Origin of the sequence: Bradyrhizobium sp. OAE829, from assembly GCF_040546575.1 — a bacterium.
In the GTDB taxonomy this organism is placed as follows: domain Bacteria; phylum Pseudomonadota; class Alphaproteobacteria; order Rhizobiales; family Xanthobacteraceae; genus Bradyrhizobium.
In genome coordinates, this window is sequence record NZ_JBEPOE010000001.1 from 2,884,657 (window position 1) to 2,908,775 (window position 24,119).

Below are 24,119 nucleotides of genomic sequence, written 5' to 3' on the forward strand. Positions count from 1 at the left end.
CCATCTCAAATGACAGAGCATAGTCTCTGGCGTTTTTCTCGCGCGTTGCATCGTGCGATCAATGAACGCCAGCCCGCCGATCTCGACGCCCTGCTCGACGAGGACGTCGATTGGGCGATTTATGGCCCGATCGACATGTTTCCGTTCTTCGGCTCGCGCCGGGGCAAAGCGGCCGTGATCGAGGTAGTCAGGCAGATCGCCGAGAACGTCCGCGTCCATCGCTTCGACCGCGAGTCGATCATGCTGGGGGTCGATTCGGCCGCCTCGATGATGCGCTACTCACTGACCGCGCTGGATTCGAACAAGCCGATCAGCCTGCGGGTCGCGCATTTCGCGCAGTTCAAGGCCGGCAAGCTGACCAACCTGCGCGTGCTGGTCGACACCTTCGACCTGGTCGAGCAGGCGGTGGGTTATCCCATCCATCTGCCGCGAATGGCGGTCTAGCCGCCAATCCCTTTCGTCATGGCCGGACAAAAGCGCGAAGCCCGTCTTCGCGCTGGAGAATCGCGGGGACCCACGTCCTCCTCACCAGCCCCTGGAAGACGTGGTTGCGACAACACGTCGAGGCACGCTTCGCGCTTGATCGAGCAGCGAGGCCGCCCTCGGCGCTGTAGCCCGGACATGACGGAGTGCGAGGGCGCGCGAATGCGCCCTCGCCATAATTTCGCACCACCGCCGACGCATTCTCTGCCTGATTTGGAATGCGGGCGGGTTATGATTTCCTCGACACGATTTGGCTGGATAAGGCTGCCGTTGCTGGTGGCCGGCTTCAGCCTGGCCGCGGTATTGGCCGTGGCGGCGCAAACGCCGCCCGCCGATGAAGACACCGAGGAGACGGCGGAGGAAGCGGCGCCCGACGTCGCGGCGGCGCCGGATGTCAGTGACCTCGATATCATGAAGGATATCGACGTCAGCAAGCTCGACTGGAGCCAGCTCGACCTCGATGCCGCGCCCCTGACCGGGCTTGGCGCAAAAACCCGCGCCGCGTCGAAAGCCGCAGCGGCGACCAGCGCGGACATGGCCTGGTCGGCGAACGAAAAGGCGAACGGCAGCTCCGCCGTGTCGGTCAAGCAATCGCTGACCCCGTTCTGGGATGCGCGGATCGGCGCCGACATGACGGTTGCCCGGCAAGGCACGCTGACGGCCCAGGAGCTGTTGTCGGAAAAACTCGCCAATGGCGGCAGCCTGCCGCAATCGTCCGGCACCGCCTGGGCCGCGATCACAGCGCCGGGTGTCGGCGCGATCTGGGACAAGACGTCAGTCGAAGCCCGCGTCGATCCCGGGGCGGACCAGAGCAAGCTCGGCACCTCCCTGAGCAAATCGCTGCCGCTCAACGAGCAATATTCGCTGACGCTGCAGAACAGCTACAATCTGATCCAGCAGGGCATCGTTCCCGTGCCCGGCATCATCAGCCATCCGACCCGCAGCTATGAGACCGACCAGTCGGCGCGACTGAGCATCGCCGACACCGGCACGAGCTTCATGGCCGGCCAGACGCTGTCGACCGCGGACGACAAATGGCTGCGCAAGGTCGGCGCCGAGCAAAAGCTGTTCGACGGCGTCACCATCTCGGGTTCGGTCGGCGAGACCCCCTCGGGCGTGGTTAACAAGAGCTTTGGCGCAGGCTTCAAGCGCAGCTGGTAAGCCCCTGCACTTCTTCGCCAATCCTTTTCAGAATGATGCAGCATTGCCGCATATTGGCCCAGATGCGGTCAAATTCCGCACTACTGATAGGAACGCTTCACTTCGTCGTGCGGGGGACGTCCGCGCTCGCTTTTCGCGAAACAGAGGAATGGCCGATGAACGCTACCAATCGAACCGAACAAGTTGAATCAACTGAGGATGTCGTCGACAGCAACCTCGCTGCGGTGTCGGAAGTCGAGGCCGGGATCCGCGACTTCGTCCGCAACGACATCGCCTATCTGCGCCGTCCGCCTGCCGGTGCCACGGAAACCGTGCCGCTCGATGCCAGCGCGGAGGCCACCGTCAACAACGTCAACTCGCTGATCCAGCGCGTCGCCGGCACCTCGCTTGCTGAAATCGAGAAGCTGATCTCGGAACTGGAGAGCCTGCGCGATCTCCTGCATGCCGAAGGCCAGCGCGTTCAGCGCGAGATCTCCGGCTATGCGCAGCTCAGCCAGGCGGCGATGAAGTCGACGCGCATGATCGCCGACAACGTCACGCAGTGGAAGCGCGCCGCCGACGGGCTGCGCAACAGCTGATCCGGGATCTTGGCTGATCCGGGATCTTTTACTGATTCCAGACCGTTGCAAAAATCCTACACCCGCCGTCTTCTTCAACAGAAGGCGGCGGTTTCGTTTGATATGTGGCTGTTTTGAACTTTATAAGCAGCGCGTCGGGATCAAGGGACGGGTGCCGCCACCAACGGTAGGCAAACTTCCAGGGATACGAGATGCAAAACGGTCAGCCCAACAACACCCATCCACTGCCGCATTCGGCACATGGCATGGGCACGCTCATGGTCCGGTTCGTCGGACTGCTGACGGTTGCGGTGGTGCTGATGACGCTGATCTGGAACAGCTGATCCGGCGACGATCAGTTCCAGGTGCTGGTACGATCCAGCGCCATGGTTAGCAAAGCCTGACCTTATTGGACGGACGACGTGCTCTCGAGCGTGTAGCCGCCGTCGGCATAACCCTTCACCACCATCGCAGTCGTCAGCATCACGCAAAGCGTGACGGTAGCGAAAATAAAGCCGACAAGTTTCAGGTGACTGCGATCTGCCATGGTCGTGCCCTCGGTACTTCCCCTAGGTCTCATATGGCAGGCAGAAAGTTCAAAATGTGTTAGCAAATAAATTGCTTCGCAGAATGGTAAACTGCGCCCGGACTAAGAAAACGGTTCGCTAAGCATACCGGCTCGGGTCAGGAACCCGCGTTCCGCCGCGGCACGAAGGCGGTGGCCAAAAACGAGTACACCTGTTCGCCACGCTGGTTCGCGCCGGTATTGCGGGCCTGCAGGATGCCCCATTCGGGACGCTTGTCCGACGTGCGCTTGGTTTCGACGACACTCGAAAAACTGATGGTGTCACCGGCCAGTACCGGCCTGATCCAGCGCAGTTCGCGAAAGCCGGGCGACGGTCCCCAGACCGCAACTTCCTCGCCGCGCGCGATGGCCTCCCGCGTCAGACGCTGGCCGTCGGCGACCAAGAGCTTCATGCAGACAGAGCCGACATGCCATCCTGACGCCGCCAACCCGCCGAACAGCGATTGGCGTCCCGCCTCCTCGTCGAGGTGAAACGCCTGCGGATCGAACTGCGCGGCGAACTGCTTGATCAGCTCGGCGGTGAAGGTGAACGATCCAAGCTCACGCCGCGATCCGATTTCAATGTCCTCAAAGAAACGCATCGAAGATCCTATTCCGCCGCGGCATCGGCGCGACGGCGCACGATGATCGGCGACACCATCTCGCACAGCGTCACGCCGGCGGCGTTCTTGACCACACCCTTGAACGTCACGATGCCGGTCTCGGGACGGCTGCGCGAGACTCGCGCCTCCGCGACCTCGATATCGAGCGTCAAATCATCACCCGGCCGAAGTGGTGAGAGCCAGCGCATCTCGTTGACGCCCGGCGAGCCCATCGACGCGGTGCGGCCGATGAAGCCGTCGAACATCATCCGCATCATGAGCGAGCAAAGATGCCAGCCCGACCCGGAAAGGCCCTTCAGCATCGACTTGGCTGCGGCCGCTTCGTCCAGATGCATCGGCTGCGGGTCGTACTCCGCAGCGTAAGTCAGGATCTCCTCGCGCGTGACGTGGCGCGGTCCGAACGTACCGAAATGGCCGGGTTTGAAATCTTCGAAGGTGAGCGTTGTCATGATGGGATTTTACAGTGCGGAAGCCCGATTGTGGCCGTTATTTGCAGCAATCTCAACCCGTCCACCCGCATGGCTCGTGCCCGACGGGGCGAACACCGTCGCGACCGGTGCCCGCCTTCGGCTTGCTCGGGACCCCATTCGGAGCTAGGCCCTGTGCTCTCAGGAGCGAGGCTGGACGCGAATCACTTTCGACTTGCCGGGAGAACCACCGATGTTCGATTTTCAGGATCTGTTTCAGTGGGACCGTTTTATCACGCCCACGATCATCAAGACCTTTTACTGGCTGGTGATCGGCCTGATCGTGCTGTTCGGCATATCCGGCATTTTCTCAGGGCTAGCTGCGATGGCGATCAGCCCGTTCGGCGGATTCATCGTGCTGCTGTCCTCGATCGCCAGCGTCGTGGTCGGCGTGGTGTTCTCACGCATCGCCGCAGAATTCATCCTGATTGTGTTCCGCATCAACGAGCACCTCGGCGCAATCCGCGACCAGGGCCAGACGCATTGAGCGCAATGACTAACAGTCATCCCGCTTTATTTCTTGTTTGAGCATGATCCTTTCGGAAAACCGGTGCCCACTTTTCCGGATCATGCTTAGTTATTGAACCTGAAATGCATGACGTCGCCGTCAGCGACGACATATTCCTTGCCCTCCAGCCGCAGCTTGCCGGCATCGCGCGCGCCGGCTTCGCCACCCAGCGCGACATAGTCGGCATAGGCGATGGTTTCCGCGCGGATAAAGCCCTTTTCGAAATCGGTATGAATCACCCCGGCCGCCGCAGGCCCTTTGGTGCCGCGGTTGATGGTCCAGGCGCGGGCCTCCTTCGGCCCGACGGTGAAATAGGTGATGAGGTCGAGCAGCTGGTAGCCGGCGCGGATCAGGCGGTCGAGGCCGGCCTCTTCGAGGCCGAGCGTATCGAGGAACTCGGCGCGCTCCTCGCGTGACAAAGTCGCGATCTCGGATTCGATCTTGGCCGAAATCGCCACCGCGACCGCCCCCTCTTTCTTGGCGTGCTCGAACACCTGTTTTGAAAAGCTGTTGCCGTCCTTGGCCGAGCCTTCCTCGACGTTGCAGACATAGAGCACCGGTTTCGACGTCAACAGGCCGAGCATGCCAAAGGCACGCTCTTCTTCCGCCTTGCGTTCGAGGAACCGCGCCGGCTTGCCGTCGCGCAGCAGCACCAGCGCGCGGTTGACGAGGTCGAGCTGTTCCTTGGCGTCCTTGTCGTTGCCCTTGGCCTTCTTTGAAAGGTTGTCGACGCGCTTTTCGAGGCTGTCGAGATCGGCCAGCATCAGCTCGGTCTCGATGGTCTCGATATCGGCCAGCGGCGCGATCTTGCCTTCGACATGGGTGATGTCGGAATCCTCAAAGCAGCGCACCACATGCGCCACCGCGTCGACCTCGCGGATGGTGGCGAGGAACTGGTTGCCGAGGCCCTCGCCCTTGGAGGCGCCGCGCACCAGGCCCGCGATGTCGACGAAGGTCAGCCGCGTCGGGATGATCTGCGCTGATTTGGCGATCTCCGACAGCTTGTCGAGCCTGGGATCAGGCACCGCCACCTCGCCGACATTCGGCTCAATGGTGCAGAACGGATAATTCGCCGCCTGCGCCGCTGCCGTCTCGGTCAGCGCGTTGAACAGCGTCGACTTGCCGACATTGGGCAGGCCTACGATACCGCATTTGAATCCCATGACGTGTCCTGAAGTCTGTTGCTGGCGGTCGGCGGCGCGTTACGCAGCGCCGTCATCGCCCTTGTCTAAAAATCCCTTGGCCTGCAGCGCCAGGTGCACCTTGTTCTGAAACGTCGAGGCGCGCTCGGTCGCGAGCAAGCCGGCATTGTCGGCGACCGCCTCGCACAGCGCCTCGACCCAGGGCCGATCGCTCTTGGCGAAATCCGACAGCACATGGCTGTGTACCAGCTCCTTGACGCCGGGATGACCGATCCCGAGCCGCACCCGGCGATAGTCGTTGCCGATATGCGAGGAGATCGAGCGCAACCCGTTATGGCCGGCAATGCCGCCACCGACCTTGACTCGCACTTTCGCCGGCGGCAGTTCGAGCTCATCCTGAAACACGATGATCTCACCGACCCCGAGCTTGAAAAAGTTCGCGGCTTCCTGCACCGCACGCCCGGACTCGTTCATGTAGGTCGTGGGCTTAAGCAGGACCACGCGCTCGCGCTCAAGCGTGCCTTCCGACGTCTCGCCCTGAAAACGGCGGCGCCATGGTGCGAAACCATGACGCCGCGCAATTTCATCGACGACCGCGAAACCGATATTATGCCGGTTGTTCGCGTACTTCGTGCCGGGATTACCGAGGCCGACAAACAGGCGCATGACGCGGCATCCCGCGTTCGCTTACTTCTTCTTGTCGCCGCCAGGCGCCTTGGCGCCAGCCGCCGGCGCCTTCGCACCCGCCGCCGGAGCAGCGGCACCCGCTGCGGGCGCAGCAGCAGCCCCCGCCGCCGGAGCAGCACCAGGAGCCGCAGCACCGCCAGCGGCAGCCGCAGCCGCCGCCTTGAGTTCTTCGGCGTAGCCGGACGGCGGCACGATGGTCACCAGCGTCGCATCTTCACGCGACAGCGACTTCACGCCAGCGGGCAGCTTGATGTCGGACAGATGCAGCGAGTGGCTGATTTCCAGCGTGCTGGCATCGGCCTCGATGTACTGCGGAATATTGTCGACCGAACACTCGAGTTCGATGGTGTGGGTGACGATGTTGACCGTGCCGCCGCGCTTGACGCCGGGCGAGACTTCGCCGTTGACCACATGCAGGGGAACGCTGACGCGGATGGTGGCGCCTTCGCCGAGCCGCATGAAGTCGACATGCAGCGGGAAGTCACGCACCGGATCGAGATGGAAGTCGCGCGGGATCACGCGGTGCTTCTTGCCCTCGAGATCGATGTCGTAAATCGTGGTCAGGAACCGGCCGGCCAGAATGCGCTGGCGCAGTTCGGCGTCGTCGACCGAGATGGTCACGGGGGGCTGGTTGTTGCCATAGATCACTCCGGGAACTCTCCCGGCGCGACGCTCTGCCCGGGCGGCCCCCTTGCCGCTCTGCGGACGCGCGGTCGCCTTCAATTCCTTGACGGTCGCCATCGTGTTAAGTCCTTGTTTTCTAAAAAGTTAAAGGCCGCAACGCGGCCCGGTAGCGTCCGACAGCAAGCCTCCAGGGGTGCGGGGGCTGCGGACGTGGCGGGCTTTTAGCCCCAAAGCACCAAAATGACAAGGAAATCAGGGGATTTTTCTGCCCCCCTTCAAAGCCTGTCATTGCCGGGCTTGACCCGGCAATCCATCCCTCTTCGCGGGATTTTTCATGAAGATTGATGGATACCCGGGCACAGGCGAGCGGAAGCGACGCCGTTCTTCGAACGGCTATGCCCGGGCATGACATAGACCCTCAACTGGTCGCCGGCTGAGAACCCCCTAGCCTGGCTTCCAGCGCTTCGATGCGGGTCTTCAGCGCCTCGTTTTCCTCGCGCGCCAGCCGGGCCATGTCCTTTACCGCGTCGAACTCCTCGCGCTTGACGAGGTCGAGGTCGCGCAGGATGCGTTCGGCCTGGTTGCGAACAACCGCATCGACCTCGCGCTTGACGCCCTGGGCGGCGCCGGCGGCGTCGTTCATCAAACGACCGATCTCGTCGAAAAACCGATTGTTGGTCTGGGTCATCGCTAAACGCTCCGGTCGCTGCAACTGGGTCTGCTTCCACCAAGACAATGGCGATCCAAACGCCCGGGTTCAAGAGTGCCGTTCAACGCCAAGGTGATGTCCGTTTGCCTTGTCATGCCCTCCTTTCCTTGCAATCGTGGCGGGCGCCCGCCCCAAGAACCAAAATCAGAAAACAGAAACGCACATGATCGACCAGCAGATCGACATCCAGACCAAGGACGGCAAAACCACCACTTTCATCACCCATCCCGAGCGCGGCGGACCGTTTCCCGTCATCCTGTTCTACATGGATGCGCCCGCGATCCGCGAGGAACTGCGGGACATGGCGCGGCGGCTCGCAACCTCAGGCTATTACGTGATGCTGCCCAATATGTATTACCGCTCCGGCGTGATGGAGTTGGGGCCGATTCCGCCGGACCCGGAAGCGCCCGAGCGCAAGCGGATGTTCGAGTTCATGGCCTCGATCAACATCCCGATGGTGATGGAGGACACCAAGGCCCTGCTCGCCTATGCCGCGACCCAAAAGGCCGCGAACACCGCCATCGTCGGCACCGTCGGCTACTGCATGAGCGGCCGCTACGCGGTCAACGCGGCGACGCATTTTCCGGACCAGGTGAAAGCCGCAGCCTCGATCTACGGCACGCATCTGGCGACCGACCAGCCGGACAGCCCGCATATTGCCGCCGGCAAGACCAAGGCCGAATTGTACTTCGCCTGCGCCGAAACCGACATCTACGCGCCGGCTGAAATCATCGAGCAGCTGAAGCAGGGCATGAAGGGATCGAACAACGAGGTCGAGGTCTATCCCGGCACCCATCACGGCTTCGCCTTCCCGAAGCGGCCGGTCTATCACCGCGACGCCGCCGAGCGGCATTGGGAGCGGCTGCTGGCGCTCTATCGCCGTAACCTCGCCGCCTGATCGCAAGGTTCCGATGTAGGGCAGAGATGACTGACATCCGAATCAGGGATTATGAAGGTTCGGATGCGGACAACCTCAATCGGACAGCCGTCGCTGCCTTTGGCCAGTTTCGCGATCACTACAATGATTGGCCGGCGATGCTCGCCGGCCTGTCGAAGACCTCGGCGCTTGGCACGACCGGAGAAGTCATCATTGCCGAATTGCAGGACAAGTTCGCCGGCGCGGTCGCCTATTTCGGGCCGGACCGTCCCAAGGCCCCGTTCTTCGATCAAAGCTGGCCGATCATCCGCATGCTCATCGTCGATCCCGCATTTCGCTGTAAAGGGATCGGGCACGCATTGACCAAGGAATGTATCGCCAGGGCCAAACGCGACGGAGCACCGCTGATTGCGCTCCACACCAGTCCGATCATGACGGTGGCCTTGCCGATGTATCTCAAGATGGGTTTTGTCAAAGCCTATGACGCTCCGCCGATTTTCGGCGTGGCCTATGCCGTCTACACCAAAGCCCTGTGAGCCAGATGCCCTTCCTGACCATCGCCTTTCCGGTATTCGATCCGATCGCGCTCTCGATCGGACCGATCGCCATTCGCTGGTATGCGCTCGCCTATATCGGCGGCATCGTACTGGGATGGATTTATGCGCGGTCGCTGGTCAAAAATGAGAGATTATGGGGCGGGCCGGCGCCGATCACGCTGGTGCAGCTCGACGATTTCATCCTGTGGGTCACGATCGGCATCATCGTCGGCGGCCGCACCGGCTACGTGCTGTTCTACAATCCCGCCTACTTTGCGCAGCACCCGGCCGAGATTTTCGAATTGTGGAACGGCGGCATGTCGTTTCACGGCGGCTTCCTCGGCTGCGTCGCCGCAGTGATGCTGTTCTGCCGCAAGCACGGCATTTCGATCCTGTCGCTCGGCGACATCACCACCGGCGTCGGGCCGATCGGCTTGTTCCTCGGGCGGATCGCCAACTTCATCAACAGCGAGTTGTGGGGCCGGCCGGCCGATTCCAGCGTGCCCTGGAGGATGGTATTCCCAAATGGCGGGCCGCTGCCGCGCCACCCCAGCCAGCTCTATGAGGCGGCGCTCGAGGGCATTCTGCTGTTTACGATATTGGCGGTCATGATTCGGATGGGTGCCCTGAAGCGGCCGGGCCTGATCCTCGGCAGTTTCATCGCGATCTACGCAATTGCCCGAATAATAAGCGAGTTCTTCCGTGAGCCGGACCCGCAGCTTGGATTTTTGTGGGGCGGGCTGACAATGGGTATGCTGTTGTCGGTGCCGATGATCATTGCCGGAGCCATCCTGGTGGTGATGGCATGGCGCAAGGCGCCGGAGCATTTGCAGAAGCCCATTTAAGGCAAGGAAGGCCGTGACCGAACTTTCGCCGCTACAGTCCGAGATCAGGAAGCTGATCCAGTCGTCAGGCCCGATGCCGGTCTGGCGGTATATGGAATTGTGCCTCATGCATCCCGACCACGGCTATTACGTGTCGCGCGATCCGCTCGGCCGCGAGGGCGATTTCACCACCGCGCCCGAAGTCAGCCAGATGTTCGGCGAACTGCTCGGGTTGTGGGCCGCTTCGGTCTGGAGGGCGATCGGCTCGCCGCCGGCGCTGCGGCTGGTCGAGCTCGGGCCCGGCCGCGGCACCATGATGGCGGACGCGCTGCGCGCGCTGCGGGTGCTGCCGCCGCTCTATCAGTCGCTCAGCACACACCTCGTCGAGATCAATCCGGTGCTGCGCGAGAAGCAGCGCGCGACGCTGTCGGGCGTTCGCAATCTCAGCTGGCACGACAGCATCGACGACGTGCCCGAGGGCCCCGCGGTCATTTTCGCCAACGAGTATTTCGACGTGCTGCCGATCCACCAGGTGGTGAAGCGCGAGACCGGCTGGCACGAGCGCGTGATCAAGCTCGACGACGGCGGCAAATTGGTATTCGCGGCCGCCGACGAGCCGACGCCGCGCTTCGAGGTGCTGCTGCCGCCGCTGGTGCGTGCCGCCCCCGTCGGCGCCGTGTTCGAATGGCGGCCCGACGCCGAGATCATGAAGATCGCCAAGCGCGTTCGCGAACAGGACGGCGCGGCGCTGATCATCGATTACGGCCATCTGCGCAGCGACGCGGGCGACACCTTCCAGGCCATCGCCCGCCACAGCTTCGCCGATCCCCTGAAGAATCCGGGACAGGCTGACGTGACCGCCCATGTCGATTTCCAGGCGCTGGTGCGCGCCGCCGAAGACATGGGCGCCCGTGCCCACGGCCCGGTGACGCAAGGCGAGTTCCTCAAGCGGCTCGGCATCGAGACCCGCGCCCTCACGCTGATGGGCAAGACCACGCCGGAAGTATCCGCCGATATTTCCAATGCGCTGAAGCGGCTGACCGACAGCGGCCGCGGCGGCATGGGCTCCATGTTCAAGGTGCTGGCGATCACGGAGCCCCATCTCACCTCGGTCGCGGGCCTGTCCGACGAACAGGAATCTGCCGGCGAAGAGGCGTCATGACCTACGGATCCTCGTTGCTTTCGGCCATTCCGGGCCTGCGCCACGCTTTCTTCACCCGCGAGGGCGGCGTATCGGGCGGGATTTACGAGGGCCTCAATGGCGGCCTCGGTTCGAACGATGATGCCGCCCACGTCGCGGAAAATCGCCGCCGGATGGCCGAGCAGATGGGCGTCGCACCGGATCGTTTTCTCAGCGTGCACCAGATCCATTCGCCCGATGCCGTGGTGGCGACCGGCCCCTGGACCGGCGACAAGCCGCGCGCCGACGCCCTCGTCACCCGCACCGAAGGCCTTGCGATCGGCGTCACCGCGGCCGATTGCGGGCCGATATTGTTTGTCGATCCCACGGCCCGCGTGATCGGTGCGGCCCATGCCGGCTGGAAGGGGGCGCTGACCGGGGTAATCGAATCCACCGTGGATGCGATGGAAAGACTCGGCGCCGACCGCAGCGGCATGGTGGCGGCGATCGGCCCCCTGATCCGCCAGCATTCCTACGAGGTCGGCGGCGAATTCGTCGAACGTTTTCTGGATGCCGATGCCGGCAATGCCGCCTACTTCATTGCTTCGGAGCGCGCCGGCCATTCGATGTTCGACCTTGCCGGCTACATCCGGATGCGGCTGGAAAATGCCGGCGTGCTGATGATCGACGACATCGGCGTCGACACCTATTCCGACGAACGCTTCTACAGCTACCGCCGCTCGGTGCATCGGAAAGAGCCGGATTACGGAAGGCATGTTCACGCCATCGCCTTGGAACCGTGATTGGGTTTGAACCATTGCTGTGGCTTCCCTGCCCTAGACCTTAATGCTTTTTAACGATATCGCAGGGCGATGAGGGACCTCATCCCAGCCTCCTGCCTGCGAGCCCCGCGCGCGATCATCGCCGCGGCGCTGTTCGCCGTTTCGTGCGCGCTTGGCGGCTGCGCCGGTGGCGGCGCGGCGAGCGGATCGTTCGCGATGGCGACCAGTGGCGGCGGTTCGACCGTGGCGTTCGAATCGATCGACGGCCCGCCGCCGCACGTCTTCGACCGCATGGTCGGCGTCATCGACAGCGAATCGAAGCTGCGGAACCTGCAGATCGTCTCGCGCGAGGGCGGCGCTTCCTATCGCGTGCGCAGCTATCTCTCGGCGCAGGTGGTGCGCGGCAAGACCATGATCGCCTGGGTCTGGGACGTCTACGACAACAACCAGCAGCGCGCGCTGCGGCTGTCCGGCGAGGAGCCGGCGGGCAAGGCCGGACGCGACGCCTGGGCCGCCGCCGACGATCTCGTGCTGCGGAAGATCGCGCAGGCCGGCCTGAGCGGCCTCAGCGGCATGATCAACGGCACACCGGGAGCACCGCAGCCCGCGCCGGCGGCCCCCAGCCTCCGCGGCTCCGCGGTCGCGAGCGTGGAGCAGACCGCACCCGCCGAGGGTGCATTCGGTGTCGCCGCGCTGGGCTTCAGCAGCCATTAAGCCTACCCCGTAAAGTCCCGTATCGGCTCATTTTTAATCGGGAAAACAGCTGCGACGGGTTGCCAGCCGCGCCACCTGCCTGATATCTCCTCGCGCATCGAAACCCGCCGGTATACAGGTATCCCAGATGCTGAACGTCGTATCCAGCAAGGCGCGGGGAGAGGCCTCGATGTCCGCCAAGAATGGCTCCATCAAGCTGGTCGCCGGCAATTCGAACCCAGCTTTGGCGAAGGCCATCGCCGAAGGGCTGGATCTGCCGCTGACCAAGGCCAGCGTCCGCCGCTTTGCCGATAACGAAATCTTCGTCGAGGTGCTCGAGAACGTGCGCGGCTCGGACGCCTTCATCATCCAGTCGACGTCGTTTCCGGCCAACGACCATCTGATGGAATTGCTGATCATCACCGATGCGCTGCGCCGCTCGTCCGCGCGCCGCATCACGGCGGTGATCCCGTATTTCGGCTACGCCAGGCAGGACCGCAAGGTCGGCTCGCGCGCACCGATTTCGGCCAAGCTGGTGGCCAATCTGATCACGCATGCCGGCATCGATCGCGTCATGACGCTCGACCTGCATGCCGGCCAGATCCAGGGCTTCTTCGACATCCCGACCGACAATCTCTACGCCTCGCCGCTGATGGTGCGCGACATCAAGGAACGCTTCGACCTCGCCAATGTGATGGTGGTGTCGCCCGACGTCGGCGGCGTGGTGCGCGCCCGCGGCCTCTCCAAGCGGATCAACGCGCCGCTCGCCATCATCGACAAGCGCCGTGAGCGCGCCGGCGAATCCGAAGTCATGAACGTGATCGGCGACTGCGCCGGCTATACCTGCATCCTGATCGACGACATCGTCGATTCCGGCGGCACGCTGGTGAACGCGGCCGACGCCCTGATCGCCAACGGCGCCAAGGAAGTCTACGCCTACATCTCCCATGGCGTGCTGTCGGGCGGCGCCGCAGCGCGCATCGCCGGCTCCAGGCTGAAAGAGCTGGTCATCACCGACTCGATCCTGCCGACGGAAGCGGTCAACAAGGCCGCCAACATCCGCACGCTGTCGATCGCGCCGCTGATCGCCGAAGCCATCGGCCGCACCGCGGCGGAAGAGTCTGTTTCGAGCTTGTTTGATTAAGGGGCGCAACGTCGCCTCTTCATGTCGTCCCGGCGAACGCCGGGACCCATACAGCGTGATCTCTCGACAAAGCCTCGATAGCAGAGACCATCCGCAAAACTTCTCCCTGTGGTTATGGGTCCCCCGATGCGCAATTGCGCATCTGTGCTCAAGGCCGGGACGACAGCAGTGTTTGTTGCTCCATTGTGCGCGGAACGCACGTTCGCATTCTCGCGACGCATTGCGCCCGAGCTTTGCCAGAAATTTCCTTGCCCTCTCAAACTGAGGGCGCAGGGAAGACCGGGTGCGCGCTGCACCCGCGGTCCCGTGTGCGGTTTGCACAAGAAATGCTGCACACGAGCATACAGGGCAGCGGAGAACACCCGGCCTTCCCTGCGCAATGGCTTTACGGCTTATGCCGTGCTCTCCCCGGAGACGAGTTCTTGGTTGACTCCGTCGCCGCCGTTCCCGCTTGCGCTTCTCCGACAGCTTGACACCTGCAACGGGCGCCAGGACCACACGGTTTTGCCGTACGCTCATCCACGCCGTCGTCGAGGCGTAAACCAGCGTCCACCGCAACCCGCCCAACGTCCGTGACGACGGCCGACGCCCTTCTGACCAGGACGGGATGGCGACAAACATGCCCCTGATTTGCCCTTCGTGAAAAGCGAAATATTTTTTATTTCGGGGCTTGACACGATTTCTTTAAATCAGAATTGATTTGCCCGTCGCGTTGTTTTGTCGCACAACAACGGGGCTGGGAAGGTCGGTGGTTCGTATGAGTAACCCGGCCACACGCCGGCGGCTTGCCATCCGCATGGAACGCCCCGGCGGCTTTGAGCCCACGCCGGCCCATCGCTTGACCACTATGAGGCGGCCAGCAGACACACACATCTCGATCCAGCCACTTGTCGCGCTCGCACCGCTCGACGGGCCCGGTCAGCGAGAGGGACCCTGAGTCTCGGAATTCGGCGTGCGGGACGCATGATGCGTTGCACGATCACGATCATCGTTGGGGACCCATTCCTCCGCACTTGAGTCCCAATGATGGGTGTCGTCGAAGTGTTTCCAGAGTGGCGGCCTTCGCTTGCTTTCACCCCTCTGTCGCAATGCATTCAGGGCGCGGAGCACAACGAGCGCACCAGCCATCGTCACCCATCCGCGAGCGCTATATCGGGAGTTCCTGATTGTCTCGAGCATCTGATGCCTCCTTCAAGAAAGAAGCCTTCCGCCATCCTAGCCCGGGCCAACAACACAGGACTGTAAACTACTTCACAGTCGGCCGACATCTTCGACATCGCCAGGGGCGAACCCATGAGGGGATGCGTCTGGCGGTGCCGCCGAGGACTGAGTGTCCCGGATCATATCCGCTCCATCATATCCTTTCTATCGCAAGGACGGAACATCGTCGGCGCGCGTCATTTTGCAACACGCGCTTCCTGCTTCCTGGTCACATGCCAGATCACGAAGTGATAATGCGGCAGGTCCACTCCGGGGTGACCCGGGTTGAAGTAGATGCTGACGTGGTCAAGCGCTGCGCCAGCGAACCCCGGCGCCTCCAATAGCTTGTGATCGTCGATGTCTCTTGATCGTGTCGACGCTTTCATCGGTCCCAACGATGTTTGGGTAATCCTCGCGGCGGAACGTCGATGGCAGATAATCTTGCTGCAGCGCCCGGGAATACGGAATCGGCAGCAGGTGAATGCCATCCATTTGCGCGGTGCGGGCGAGCGCGTTGACCGGTTTTCCCGACACCAGCAGGCTGGCGAAGATTTGCCCCTTCCTCATCCCATCCAGCGCGGCGTCCAGCCCCAGGTTCAATTCGCTGATCTTCACCTCCAGACGGTTGAGCACCTCACGGCCAAGCAGCGCGGCAGCACTGCCTTCTTCGCCGAGATTGACCGTCTTTCCCTCAAGATCCGCCAGGCTCCTGATCTCGGAGCGCGCGAGGAGATGGAACTCTTCGATAAAAAGCGGGGTGATGTAGACGAGCTTGTTCTGGATGTCCGGGATCGTCCTTGTCTCCCGCAGCCGGTCGACCAGGACGACAGGCGCGATCGCCATGTCGGCACCCGCCAGCGTAAGCACGTCCAGGATGTTACGGATGCCACCGTTTCCCACCATCGGGAGCACCCGCAATGCGACCTCGCCGCGCGGACCGGTCTCCTGGCCGGTGGCCAAGGTTGTCGCAATGTCTTGAGTTATGGCGAACTCGGTGCTTTGCGGCGGACCGGTTACCAATCCTGCGGTGTACGGGCTCACAGCTGCTCCCGCTTCCTTCCTGGGAGCGCTCGCCTTGGGCGCAGGCGCTTTGGCGCGTTCACTCGCAGAAACGGATGGTCGGGTTTGGGCGAGCCCCTCCCGGACCAGTTGGCCGAGCCAAGCCGCCGCAATGAATGCGGTCAACAAACCGACCCGCACCACTCCGCAGATCCTCATTGTTCCCACCTGTTCGACCAGACCAGCCCCAGGCGTGACATTCGCTCGCCGTCAGGGAAAAGGCTTGAGCCGACAAATCGTCACCCCGCGACGTCACAAGCACGACCGGGCAAAATGGATTTGCTTCGCCTTTTTTAACGCGCCTGAACCAGCGGCGTTCCTCCAGCGGCGTTCCTTTGTCGGGAATGCCGATGAACGGACGTCGTCAGGCCGCTTCGGCAGGCCTGAAAGCCGCCAATAGCGGGCTCGTGCACTGCAGCGAAGAGCAGGGCTATTCAATTACGGCGTCAGCGCGCGCAAGGGCGGTCCAATCGCGTACCACCCTATTTTCATGTGTGCTACTTAGTTGGGTGCAAACTGGCAGCAGGAGAGCCGATCATGACTGACGATCAGGTCAATCTCGTCGTTCAGCATCTTTGCGAGCAATTGCACCTGGCGCTCCGATTGAAGGGCAGCGAAGCACATCCACCAAACGCCAAGGAAATTGGATTTGATCCTGCCTCCGTGAGAACTGTATTGCTGACCGGGTTGCGTTCGGCGGGTGTCACGACCCACCACGAGGCAGCCGGGGCGAGCGAAGAGCCGCCGTGGTCCTAAAAGCAAAGCGCGGGAAAGAAGTCCCGAGCCAATGTCTCAGGTGGGTTATTTTCAAACCTCGCTTCACACAAGTGCGAGGTTTGCTTCAACCCATCGCGCGATACCGCGCCTCACTGCGGAGGTCGCAGCTCGATGCCGTAGCGGGCATAGATCCGCGCGATGGTGCCGTCGGCCAGCAGGGCCTCGATCGCCGCATCGACACGCGCGCGCAGCTGGTCGTCGGGGCGAAGCAGCCCGGCGGCAATATTCCAGTTCAGGTCCTGATCGTCGCCGAACGCCGGAATCAGGCGCAACGGCTTGTCGGCGTGCTGCAGATTGAACCAGCCGACCGTCATCGGGGTGACGGCGGCAGCCTCGATCTCACGACTGGCGAGCGCCGCAACAATATCTTCCTCGAAGGCGAACGGAGACGTGGCGGCGCCGCCCTTGGCGAGCGTCATCGAGACCACCGAGCCGACGGGTACCCCGACCCGCTGGTCGGGACCGAGGCCGGCCAGCGAGGACGCCTGTGAATCGCCGCGCACCGCGAGCACGACGCCGCTGCGATGGTAAGGACGCGAGGTCCGCACACCGCCGGCGGGCGGCGTATCCTTGCGGGCGATGACGTCGAGCACGAGGTCGCAATCGGCGCGGCGATACTGGATCGCGCTGACCACCCACTCCCGCGTCAGCTTGACGCCGAGCTGCCCGGCAATTTTTTCGCCGAGTTCGATCTGAAATCCCGGGACCGGCCCGGACTTGCTGGCAAACGGCAGCGCGTTGGGGCTGGCGCAGAGCGTCAACGCGCCGCGCTCGATGACGGCTTCCAGCGAGCGGGCATCCACCGGCGCGCTCCAGAGCATCAGCAACGCGAGACCTGCCGCGCATCGCGAGAGGCGATATCGCGGTCTCCACGCCGCTTTAGTCATCAAGCCCTCTGATGTAGGCCAGGATCGCGATGATCTGGCCGTCACTGAACACCGAACCATAGGCGGGCATGGCGCCGACCTTGCCCTTCTTGATGCGCTCGACGAGGTATTCGTCGCTGCGCTCGGACTTCGACAGCTTCGGACCCCTGCCCGCATGGCGGCCGCCCTCCTGGTGACAGAAGCCACAGGTGGTGGCGAACATTTTCCCGCCCTCGATGTCATCAGGCGAGGCTTCGGCTTGCGGCAGCGGATTTGCAGCCTGTTGGGCTAACGCGGCGGTCGACAGAAATGGCCAGACGATGGTCGAAACAACTAGCAACGGTATTCGCATTCCAGCATCCTATTGACCGCAAGCGCGGCAATGTATTGATCGCAAGGGCGGCAAGGGCCTTGACCGCGAGGGCGGCAAGGGCCTTGACGGCGAGGGCGGCAAGGAGATCCCTGCCGCCCGCACCAACCATTATTGCCTGAGTGCGTAGACAATCAGAGCGCCGGTATTCTTCGACATGCTCTTGAAGGGCTCGCCATAGAGCGCGACGAACTCATCGGCCACCAGGCTGCCCCAACCCGCCGGTACGGCGACGTACTGCTTGCCACCGGCCATGTAGCTGATGATGCCGGCATTATGTCCCATGCCGTTGTTGCGCGACCAGAGCTCTTCGCCGGTGTCGGCATTGTAGGCGTGCACGACGCCTTCGGCGTCCGGCACGAAGACCAGGTTGCCGGCAGTGGCCAGAACGCTGGCGAGTGGCGGCTGCTTGTAGGCGACCTCCCACTTCTTGGCGCCGGTGACGGGATCACGGGCGCTGAGATGACCACGGGCCGGCCCGTCCGGCGGCGCCACGATCTTGAAGGTGGCGCCGATGTTGAGCTGGGCCATCGGCTCCATGATCGGCGTGGTCTTCTCGACGCTCATCTCCATGCACCACTCCTGCCCGATCCGGTAGAACAGCCCGTTCTTGGGGCTGTAGGCGCCGGAGTTCCAGCTGATGCCGCCGGCGATGGCCGGACACAGTGGCGGGTCCACCTTGCCTTCGACGAGGTCGCGGCGACCGATCAGTTCGCCGGTCTTCGGATCGATGCCCTTGACGAAGTTGATGTTCTTTACCAGCGCCCAGACGTTCTCGACCTTGGCGTTGGAACGATCATAGACGAAGACGTATCCGCTCTTGTTGGCGTGCACGACGAGCTTCTTGCCGCCGCGCTCGATCATGACGAACTCGCCGACGGAAGAGTCGAAGTCCCAGGCATCGTGCGGCAATTCCTGATGATAGAATTTGAGCTTGCCGGTATCGGGATCGAGCGCGATGACCGATGTCGTATAGAGATTGTCGCCCGGCCGCGGTCCGCTCTTCTTCCAGTCCGCGCCCGACCAGTCGTAGAGCGGCGCCGGGTTGGCGGTGCCCCACCACACCGAATTGGTTTCCGGATCATAGGTCCCGGGCATCCAGCCGCCGCCGCCGCCGGTCCGCCAGGACTCGCCGCCCCAGGTCTTCATCGCCTCTTCGGTCCCGGCTACCGTGAAGAATTCCCATTTCTTCTGGCCGGTCTTGCCGTCCACGCCGAAGATCGGTCCGCGACCGGTCCACTCGCCGCCCTGCGCACCAATGATCACCATGTCCTTGACTACCAGCGGCGCGCCGGTGAAGCCGACGGTCACCTTCTTGGAATCCAGCAGCTTGGTGTCCCACACCGATTTGCCGGTCTTCAGATCGAGCGCGATCAGGCGCCCGTCGACGGTGCCGACATAGAGGTTGCCGCCTCCGATGGCGATGCCGCGGTTGTACGGCGAGTGCGTCTGCTTGGCGACCAGCTCCTCGTCGAGCTCCGGCGCATAGGCCCAGATCGTCTTGCCGGTCGCGCCATCCAGCGCGTAGACGCGGCTGTAGGAGCCCGAATAATACAGCACGCCGTCAAGGGCCAGCGGCGTCGACTGCAGGCCGCGGGTGGCGCGCTCCGGAAAATGCATCCAGGCGACTTCGAGATTCTTGACGTTGCCGGCGTTGATCTGGTCGAGGCCGCTGTAATGATAGGACTTGTACGTGCCGTGATAGGTCGGCCAGTCGTTCATGGCCGCCTCGGCATTCAGCGCCGCAGCGTTCTGGGCGCGCGCCGGCGAGACGGCGGCAGTGACAGTGACTTGGGCAGCTACCGCCAGCGCGGCGCAGCCGACAATAGATCGTCCGTAGAAAATCATCTGCATCCTCCCTTTGTGTTTGTTTGTTGGGTCGAATTTTCTTCGCGACGCTTGCAGGATGTTCTGGTGTCAAAGCCTCTTCAGGTATCAAAGCCTCATGGGGTCGGCAGTTCGAGATGGATGGCATGGACCGGCGGGACTGCCGTCGTTAGACGGCAGCACTTCATGCCGCCTGACTGAGAAGCGGGCATTGGTCCGAATGAAGAATTGGTCGGGGCGAAGGATCGTTTTCGAGGCGGGGACGATTTCAGTGCAGCGCGGCACACGCGGTCATTGCCGGGGCTTGCCTGCCCCCAACATTCCCCGGCGACGTCGGTGCGGTGCACCATGACATGTCCCTCGATGCGCCACGCCATTAGCTGACCGGATTGTTGTTTTTTTGTGGAGTACCGGCGGCTTTGGCAACCCTAAGCTGAAAGGTCGCACGCGAGCAGACAAGCAACAGCGCTGCGCAAAGCGCGTCGCGCATTGCACAAATTGAACGAGCGTGATTGAGAGATCAGCAGTGAGGGTGCGCAAGACCACCTCTTCGTCACTCAAATCCCGGTCGCGGCACGAGGTTCATCAGCATGTTGGCGTAACCGCCGTCGACGGTGATCTCGTCGCCATTGACGTAGGAGGAGCGGTCGCTGGCGAGATAGAGGATGGCGTCGGCGATATCCTGCGGCACGGCGACACGGCGCAAGGGCACCACGGCGGAGCGGCGTTCGGTGACGCCGGGCGTATCGTAGAACGCCTGACTCATCGGCGTGATCACCATGCCGGGGCTGACGACGTTGCTGCGGATGCCTGCCGGTCCCCATTCGCTGGCGAGCTGGCGCGAGAGCATGATGACGCCGGCCTTGCTGACGCTGTAGGCGCCGCTGTGGCCCTGCGCATGGCTGCCGGCGATCGACGACACGTGAACGATGCTGCCGCGCCCGGATTTACGCATCTGCCGGCCGAAGCTCTGCGCGCAGAGGAAGTAGCCGGTGAGATTGACCGCCAGCACCGCGTTCCATTCGGCCAGCGTCAGATTCTCAAGGCCACCCGGCCGCAGCACCGCGGCGGTGTTGACGAGGACGCTGCATGGCCCGAGCGATTGCTCGACCGCCTCGGACACGCCGGCGACGCTCTCGGCATTCGCGGTGTCGCAGCGCCCGACGAAATGTTCGGCGCCGAAGTGGCGCAGTTCACTTCGCGTGGTTTCGAGGCCGCGCTCATCGAGGTCGATCGCGGCGACGCGGGCGCCGGCCTGCGCGAGGCTGAGCGCCGTGGCGCGGCCGATGCCGCCACCGCCGCCCGTCACCACGCACACGCGGCCTGTCAGGCCGAGCCAATCGGGTGGATTTTGTCCGGTCATGATGGCCCTTGCTCCCTGCTGTGATTTTTTTGCGGTCGCGGCGGCACATATCGCCGCCGCGGCCTGATCGTAGGATGGGTAGAGCGCTAGCGAAACCCATCAATGACTTGAGACGAGGTGAGATGATGGGTTTCGCTTACGCTCTACCCATCCTACGGCCCTACCCCGTAATCCCCGCGGCGACCTGTCCGCGCAGCCGCTCGAGGCTGTGCAGGGTGTTGGCGCAGGCTTCGGCGACTTCGATGCCCTTGATGACGAAATGCTTGCGGAAGAAATCGTGGTGCACCGCGCTTTCGTGGAATTGCTGCGGCGTCAGCACCGCCGAGAAGATCGGCACTTCGGTCTTCAGCTGCACGTCCATCAGCGCCTTGATCACGGTGTCGGCGACGAATTCGTGGCGGTAGATGCCGCCATCGACCACGAGCCCCGCCGCCACGATCGCGGTGTAGCGCCGCGTCTTGGCGAGCAACTGCGCATGCAGCGGGATCTCGAACGAGCCGGGTACTTCGAACAGATCGACCTGCGCACGCGAAATATGCCGCGCCTCGATCTCTTCGAGGAAGGCGATGCGGCATTCCTCGACCACGTCGCGGTGCCAGGACGCCTGCACGAAGGCGACCCGCTGCGGCTTGACGAAACGCGGATGCACGGGCGCCGGCGGGCGCTCGGGCGTGTCGGGAACCCTGATCTCGGATTCCACCGTTTGGGCTTGTTGGGTTTGGGCTTCAGGCTCTTGCAACATCTGATTCATGGCTTTCCTCTTTCAGGACCAGAATCAGGGCACACGGAACGACGATTGACCCACGCAAACGCGCGGGCCGCCGCAACCGTTCTCTTTCATCCGGACTTTAACCGTCGGCTTCGGAATCACACCGAATCTGCTGACCCTTCTTCGGGAGAAGAAGGCGCTCGCGGGCTTGGGCTACGTCACCCTTACCGCCGGTGGGGATTTTCACCCCGCCCTGAGAACATCGGCCGCCCGGAATGGACGACCTGTCGGCAAATATGACCAAAGGCCGCGGCATCGGCAAGCGCCATCAGCACCGGGAATCTGCATGATCCCCATGACGGCGGGACAGGGCAGCGGGCGGATTCGCGCGGACTCACTTCACCTCTCCCGCTTGCGGCGAAGGTCGACGCGCGAAGCGCGGCGGGTGGGGGTCTATCCACACGATCGGTGTCGCCCGCGGAGACACCCCCACCCCAACCCTCCCCCGCAAGTGCGGGAGAGGGAGCGCGCGCCGTCGTGGATACAGCTCAACCCAATCTCATCGTGTCTAAGCCGCCTTTTGCGCCGCCTTGATCAGGTCGAGGATCGCCTCAAGCCGCGCGGTGACGTCGCTGGTTTCCAGCAGCTCTTGCCGCTGCTCGATGCTGACCGGCAGCAGCGGCGCCACGGTGTCGGCGAGCAGACTGGGGTCTCCGATGTCGGGAAGGTGAAGACGCGCCTGAAGCTGCGGCGGAACGTTGGAGTAATCGACGTTGGCAAACATCCGGTAGGCATCGAGGACGAGGCGTGACAGCAGGACGGCCTTGTCGGTCTGGCCGTTACTCTCTTCGATCGGCGCAATCTCGGCCGCCAGGAATTCGTCCGCGACCGCCTTGCCGACCGCGGCGCGTTCGAGGCCGGAGATCGCCAGCTTGAGCGTTCCGTCGGTCAGCACCACGCGATTGATCACGGCTGCGGTGACGCCGACCGGATAGAGCGCGTCCAGTTGCGGATCGTCGTCGGCCGAGCGCCGCTGCGTGACCACGAGGACGCGGCGGTCCGTCGCCATCGCGCGCTCGATCGCGCGCCGGGTTTTTTCGCGCCCGACGAAAATCGGCGCGACCATCTGCGGAAACACCACGAGGTCCCGCATCGGCACGATCGGGATGCCCGCGGTTACCGGATTTGTTGCTCCGGCCGGCATGAGCGGAGGCAGGCTCGACTCAATTCGCGCGGCGAGATGATTCCAGTCGGGCAGGCCCAACGTCCTGGCGACAAGTTCCAGGCTTTCGCTGTGGGTGAGAGAAACCGATTTGGCCTTGAGAGCCTCGCGCAACGAATGCGCCATAGCCTTGGCATCGCGAAAATCGCGCATGGGATACTTCCTCTGCATTGGCGAACAAGGTGTGTCAGGCGCTTGCGTTACTGACTCGTTCGCTGGGCAAAGGAGGCCTCGAACGGCTCGATACGTTCACCGTACCCTCGAAGGGGCGCAAGCAGCGGGTCGTATCCACCCTGTGGAAAAATATGCGCCGTGACCGAAGCGGCTGTCAATTCAGGTTAAGAAAAAATTAACCATTGTGGCGGGCCGGTGCTCTTCCGGTGGCGGCCGACACCAATCCACAGAATCCGATTCCGATTTGTTCTCAAATTAATAATTACGACGACGAAGAGCTGTGGACGGCCCGCGCATTGGCTGTGGACGGACTCAGGGGTCGGTTGCGCAGATTCCGCAAATCACATCACTTGAGCCGGCAAGCCCCAAAGACGATCAGGAATAATCAGGGGATTGCAGTCGGCAGCGACGCACCACCTCCCGCGCCCGCCGGTCCCCGTTGTGCGTATCAACTCACGTGAAATGGCAAGGTCGAGACGGAATGTCCCTCCTCGAAAGCATTATCGATTCCCCGAACAACCCGCTCGCGGTTGTCGAGGACATCGCCAGCGATAACAACTGGGCGTATGAGCGTTCCGGCGAAGACGAGGTGACCATCGTCTCCAAGGGCGACTGGACCGACTATCAGCTCTCCTTCACCTGGATGGGCGAGATCGAGGCGCTGCATCTGGCCTGCGCCTTCGACATGAAGATTCCACCCGCGCGCCGGCCCGAAGTGCAGCGGCTGATATCAGCGATCAACGAGCAATTGTGGATCGGCCATTTCGACATCTGGACCCACACCGGCATGATCATGTACCGGCAGGCGCTGGTGTTGCCGAACGGCCTCACCGCCTCGACCGCGCAATGCGAAGCCATGCTGGTTGGCGCCATCCACGCCTGCGAACGCTATTACCCCGCGTTTCAGTTCGTGGTCTGGGCCGGCAAGACCGCCGCGGAAGCCATGAGCGCCGCGATGTTTGATACCGAGGGCGAGGCGTAGGCGCTCTAGCCCGAACCGCCTCCACATAGTCGGTGTCGTCCCGGGCTTGACCTCAGTGCGCAATTGCG

Annotated in this window: 28 protein-coding genes and 1 riboswitch; of the genes, 14 read left to right on the forward strand and 14 right to left on the reverse strand. The window is 63.0% G+C overall.

The genetic code is table 11. From position 1 onward, the window contains the following. The first annotated feature begins 9 nt into the window (after positions 1-9). The 4 genes from ABIE49_RS14055 (at position 10) to ABIE49_RS14070 (ending at position 2,545) form a co-directional block, all read left to right on the forward strand. Entirely contained in the window at positions 10-444 is a 435-nt protein-coding gene (locus ABIE49_RS14055; protein WP_192737664.1) for a nuclear transport factor 2 family protein, read from the forward strand. Positions 445-714: 270 nt separating this feature from the next. After that, positions 715-1,644: a hypothetical protein gene (locus ABIE49_RS14060; RefSeq protein ID WP_192737665.1), complete on the forward strand. Its 930-nt coding sequence runs from the start codon at positions 715-717 to the stop codon at positions 1,642-1,644. A 155-nt stretch (positions 1,645-1,799) separates the two neighbouring features. Continuing rightward, positions 1,800-2,222 carry a hypothetical protein gene (locus tag ABIE49_RS14065; RefSeq protein ID WP_192737666.1) on the forward strand — a complete coding sequence of 141 codons (423 nt, stop codon included), beginning with the start codon at positions 1,800-1,802 and terminating at the stop codon, positions 2,220-2,222. A 191-nt stretch (positions 2,223-2,413) separates the two neighbouring features. Next, positions 2,414-2,545, forward strand: a complete 132-nt coding sequence (locus ABIE49_RS14070) for a hypothetical protein (RefSeq protein WP_283813723.1) — start codon at positions 2,414-2,416, stop codon at positions 2,543-2,545. Positions 2,546-2,607: 62 nt separating this feature from the next. Here the strand turns inward: ABIE49_RS14070 and ABIE49_RS14075 are convergent, their stop codons facing one another. From ABIE49_RS14075 to ABIE49_RS14085, 3 genes are all read right to left on the reverse strand, one after another. Next, positions 2,608-2,748, reverse strand: a complete 141-nt coding sequence (locus ABIE49_RS14075; protein WP_192737667.1) for a hypothetical protein — start codon at positions 2,746-2,748, stop codon at positions 2,608-2,610. Between the two features lie 137 nt (positions 2,749-2,885). Next, on the reverse strand, positions 2,886-3,368 hold the full coding sequence (locus tag ABIE49_RS14080; RefSeq protein WP_192737668.1) for a MaoC family dehydratase: 483 nt from the start codon (positions 3,366-3,368) through the stop codon (positions 2,886-2,888). 8 nt (positions 3,369-3,376) lie between these two features. Continuing rightward, positions 3,377-3,838 (reverse strand): MaoC family dehydratase, encoded by a 462-nt coding sequence (locus tag ABIE49_RS14085; RefSeq protein WP_192737669.1) that lies wholly within the window; start codon positions 3,836-3,838, stop codon positions 3,377-3,379. Between the two features lie 211 nt (positions 3,839-4,049). Here ABIE49_RS14085 and ABIE49_RS14090 point away from each other — a divergent pair, with 211 nt between their 5' ends. Next, positions 4,050-4,343: a DUF4282 domain-containing protein gene (locus ABIE49_RS14090; protein WP_192737670.1), complete on the forward strand. Its 294-nt coding sequence runs from the start codon at positions 4,050-4,052 to the stop codon at positions 4,341-4,343. Positions 4,344-4,429: 86 nt separating this feature from the next. Here ABIE49_RS14090 and ychF read toward each other — a convergent pair whose 3' ends face one another. From ychF to ABIE49_RS14110, 4 genes are all read right to left on the reverse strand, one after another. Next, on the reverse strand, positions 4,430-5,527 hold the full coding sequence (gene ychF, locus ABIE49_RS14095) for a redox-regulated ATPase YchF (protein ID WP_192737671.1): 1,098 nt from the start codon (positions 5,525-5,527) through the stop codon (positions 4,430-4,432). 39 nt (positions 5,528-5,566) lie between these two features. Then, complete coding sequence (pth, locus tag ABIE49_RS14100; protein WP_192737672.1) at positions 5,567-6,172, reverse strand: aminoacyl-tRNA hydrolase; 606 nt, start codon at positions 6,170-6,172, stop codon at positions 5,567-5,569. A gap of 21 nt (positions 6,173-6,193) precedes the next feature. After that, positions 6,194-6,934, reverse strand: a complete 741-nt coding sequence (locus ABIE49_RS14105) for a 50S ribosomal protein L25/general stress protein Ctc (RefSeq protein WP_192737673.1) — start codon at positions 6,932-6,934, stop codon at positions 6,194-6,196. A 301-nt stretch (positions 6,935-7,235) separates the two neighbouring features. Continuing rightward, positions 7,236-7,505, reverse strand: a complete 270-nt coding sequence (locus tag ABIE49_RS14110) for an accessory factor UbiK family protein (RefSeq protein WP_192737674.1) — start codon at positions 7,503-7,505, stop codon at positions 7,236-7,238. Between the two features lie 184 nt (positions 7,506-7,689). On the opposite strand from ABIE49_RS14110, the gene ABIE49_RS14115 reads away from it, so the two are divergent. The 7 genes from ABIE49_RS14115 (at position 7,690) to ABIE49_RS14145 (ending at position 13,502) form a co-directional block, all read left to right on the forward strand. After that, on the forward strand, positions 7,690-8,424 hold the full coding sequence (locus ABIE49_RS14115; protein WP_192737675.1) for a dienelactone hydrolase family protein: 735 nt from the start codon (positions 7,690-7,692) through the stop codon (positions 8,422-8,424). A gap of 26 nt (positions 8,425-8,450) precedes the next feature. After that, entirely contained in the window at positions 8,451-8,939 is a 489-nt protein-coding gene (locus tag ABIE49_RS14120) for a GNAT family N-acetyltransferase (RefSeq protein ID WP_192737676.1), read from the forward strand. A 5-nt stretch (positions 8,940-8,944) separates the two neighbouring features. Beyond that, positions 8,945-9,784 carry a prolipoprotein diacylglyceryl transferase gene (gene lgt / locus ABIE49_RS14125; RefSeq protein ID WP_192737714.1) on the forward strand — a complete coding sequence of 280 codons (840 nt, stop codon included), beginning with the start codon at positions 8,945-8,947 and terminating at the stop codon, positions 9,782-9,784. Between the two features lie 13 nt (positions 9,785-9,797). Continuing rightward, positions 9,798-10,925: a class I SAM-dependent methyltransferase gene (locus ABIE49_RS14130; RefSeq protein ID WP_192737677.1), complete on the forward strand. Its 1,128-nt coding sequence runs from the start codon at positions 9,798-9,800 to the stop codon at positions 10,923-10,925. Continuing rightward, positions 10,922-11,686: a peptidoglycan editing factor PgeF gene (gene pgeF / locus ABIE49_RS14135; RefSeq protein ID WP_192737678.1), complete on the forward strand. Its 765-nt coding sequence runs from the start codon at positions 10,922-10,924 to the stop codon at positions 11,684-11,686. Before ABIE49_RS14130 ends, pgeF begins: the two co-directional genes overlap by 4 nt. Positions 11,687-11,755: 69 nt before the next feature. Further along, on the forward strand, positions 11,756-12,379 hold the full coding sequence (locus tag ABIE49_RS14140; protein ID WP_192737679.1) for a hypothetical protein: 624 nt from the start codon (positions 11,756-11,758) through the stop codon (positions 12,377-12,379). A 169-nt stretch (positions 12,380-12,548) separates the two neighbouring features. After that, on the forward strand, positions 12,549-13,502 hold the full coding sequence (locus tag ABIE49_RS14145; protein ID WP_192737680.1) for a ribose-phosphate pyrophosphokinase: 954 nt from the start codon (positions 12,549-12,551) through the stop codon (positions 13,500-13,502). A gap of 1,506 nt (positions 13,503-15,008) precedes the next feature. Here the strand turns inward: ABIE49_RS14145 and ABIE49_RS14150 are convergent. Continuing rightward, positions 15,009-15,905: a TAXI family TRAP transporter solute-binding subunit gene (locus ABIE49_RS14150; protein ID WP_354066824.1), complete on the reverse strand. Its 897-nt coding sequence runs from the start codon at positions 15,903-15,905 to the stop codon at positions 15,009-15,011. 393 nt (positions 15,906-16,298) lie between these two features. Between ABIE49_RS14150 and ABIE49_RS14155 the strand changes: the two genes are divergently transcribed. Beyond that, a complete protein-coding gene (locus ABIE49_RS14155) occupies positions 16,299-16,517 on the forward strand; it encodes a hypothetical protein (RefSeq protein WP_192737681.1) in 219 nt (72 codons plus the stop codon). Positions 16,518-16,627: 110 nt separating this feature from the next. Here the strand turns inward: ABIE49_RS14155 and ABIE49_RS14160 are convergent, their stop codons facing one another. The 6 genes from ABIE49_RS14160 to ABIE49_RS14185 all read right to left on the reverse strand — a co-directional run bounded on the left by ABIE49_RS14160 (position 16,628) and on the right by ABIE49_RS14185 (position 23,048). Beyond that, positions 16,628-17,425, reverse strand: coding sequence for a substrate-binding periplasmic protein (locus tag ABIE49_RS14160; protein WP_192737682.1), 798 nt, complete (start codon positions 17,423-17,425; stop codon positions 16,628-16,630). Then, a complete protein-coding gene (locus ABIE49_RS14165) occupies positions 17,418-17,756 on the reverse strand; it encodes a c-type cytochrome (protein ID WP_192737683.1) in 339 nt (112 codons plus the stop codon). Before ABIE49_RS14165 ends, ABIE49_RS14160 begins: the two co-directional genes overlap by 8 nt. A 129-nt stretch (positions 17,757-17,885) precedes the next feature. Next, complete coding sequence (locus tag ABIE49_RS14170) at positions 17,886-19,622, reverse strand: pyrroloquinoline quinone-dependent dehydrogenase (protein WP_192737684.1); 1,737 nt, start codon at positions 19,620-19,622, stop codon at positions 17,886-17,888. A 532-nt stretch (positions 19,623-20,154) separates the two neighbouring features. After that, entirely contained in the window at positions 20,155-20,964 is an 810-nt protein-coding gene (locus ABIE49_RS14175; RefSeq protein ID WP_192737685.1) for an SDR family NAD(P)-dependent oxidoreductase, read from the reverse strand. 160 nt (positions 20,965-21,124) lie between these two features. Beyond that, the gene (locus tag ABIE49_RS14180) at positions 21,125-21,715 is read right to left on the reverse strand and encodes a 6,7-dimethyl-8-ribityllumazine synthase (protein ID WP_192737686.1); all 591 of its coding nucleotides are present in this window, start codon (positions 21,713-21,715) and stop codon (positions 21,125-21,127) included. Between the two features lie 74 nt (positions 21,716-21,789). Next, a riboswitch (FMN riboswitch) is annotated at positions 21,790-21,938 on the reverse strand. Positions 21,939-22,241: 303 nt separating this feature from the next. Further along, the gene (locus tag ABIE49_RS14185; protein ID WP_192737687.1) at positions 22,242-23,048 is read right to left on the reverse strand and encodes an LON peptidase substrate-binding domain-containing protein; all 807 of its coding nucleotides are present in this window, start codon (positions 23,046-23,048) and stop codon (positions 22,242-22,244) included. Positions 23,049-23,550: 502 nt separating this feature from the next. On the opposite strand from ABIE49_RS14185, the gene ABIE49_RS14190 reads away from it, so the two are divergent. Beyond that, positions 23,551-24,051, forward strand: a complete 501-nt coding sequence (locus ABIE49_RS14190; protein WP_192737688.1) for a type III secretion system chaperone family protein — start codon at positions 23,551-23,553, stop codon at positions 24,049-24,051. Positions 24,052-24,119: the final 68 nt, after the last annotated feature.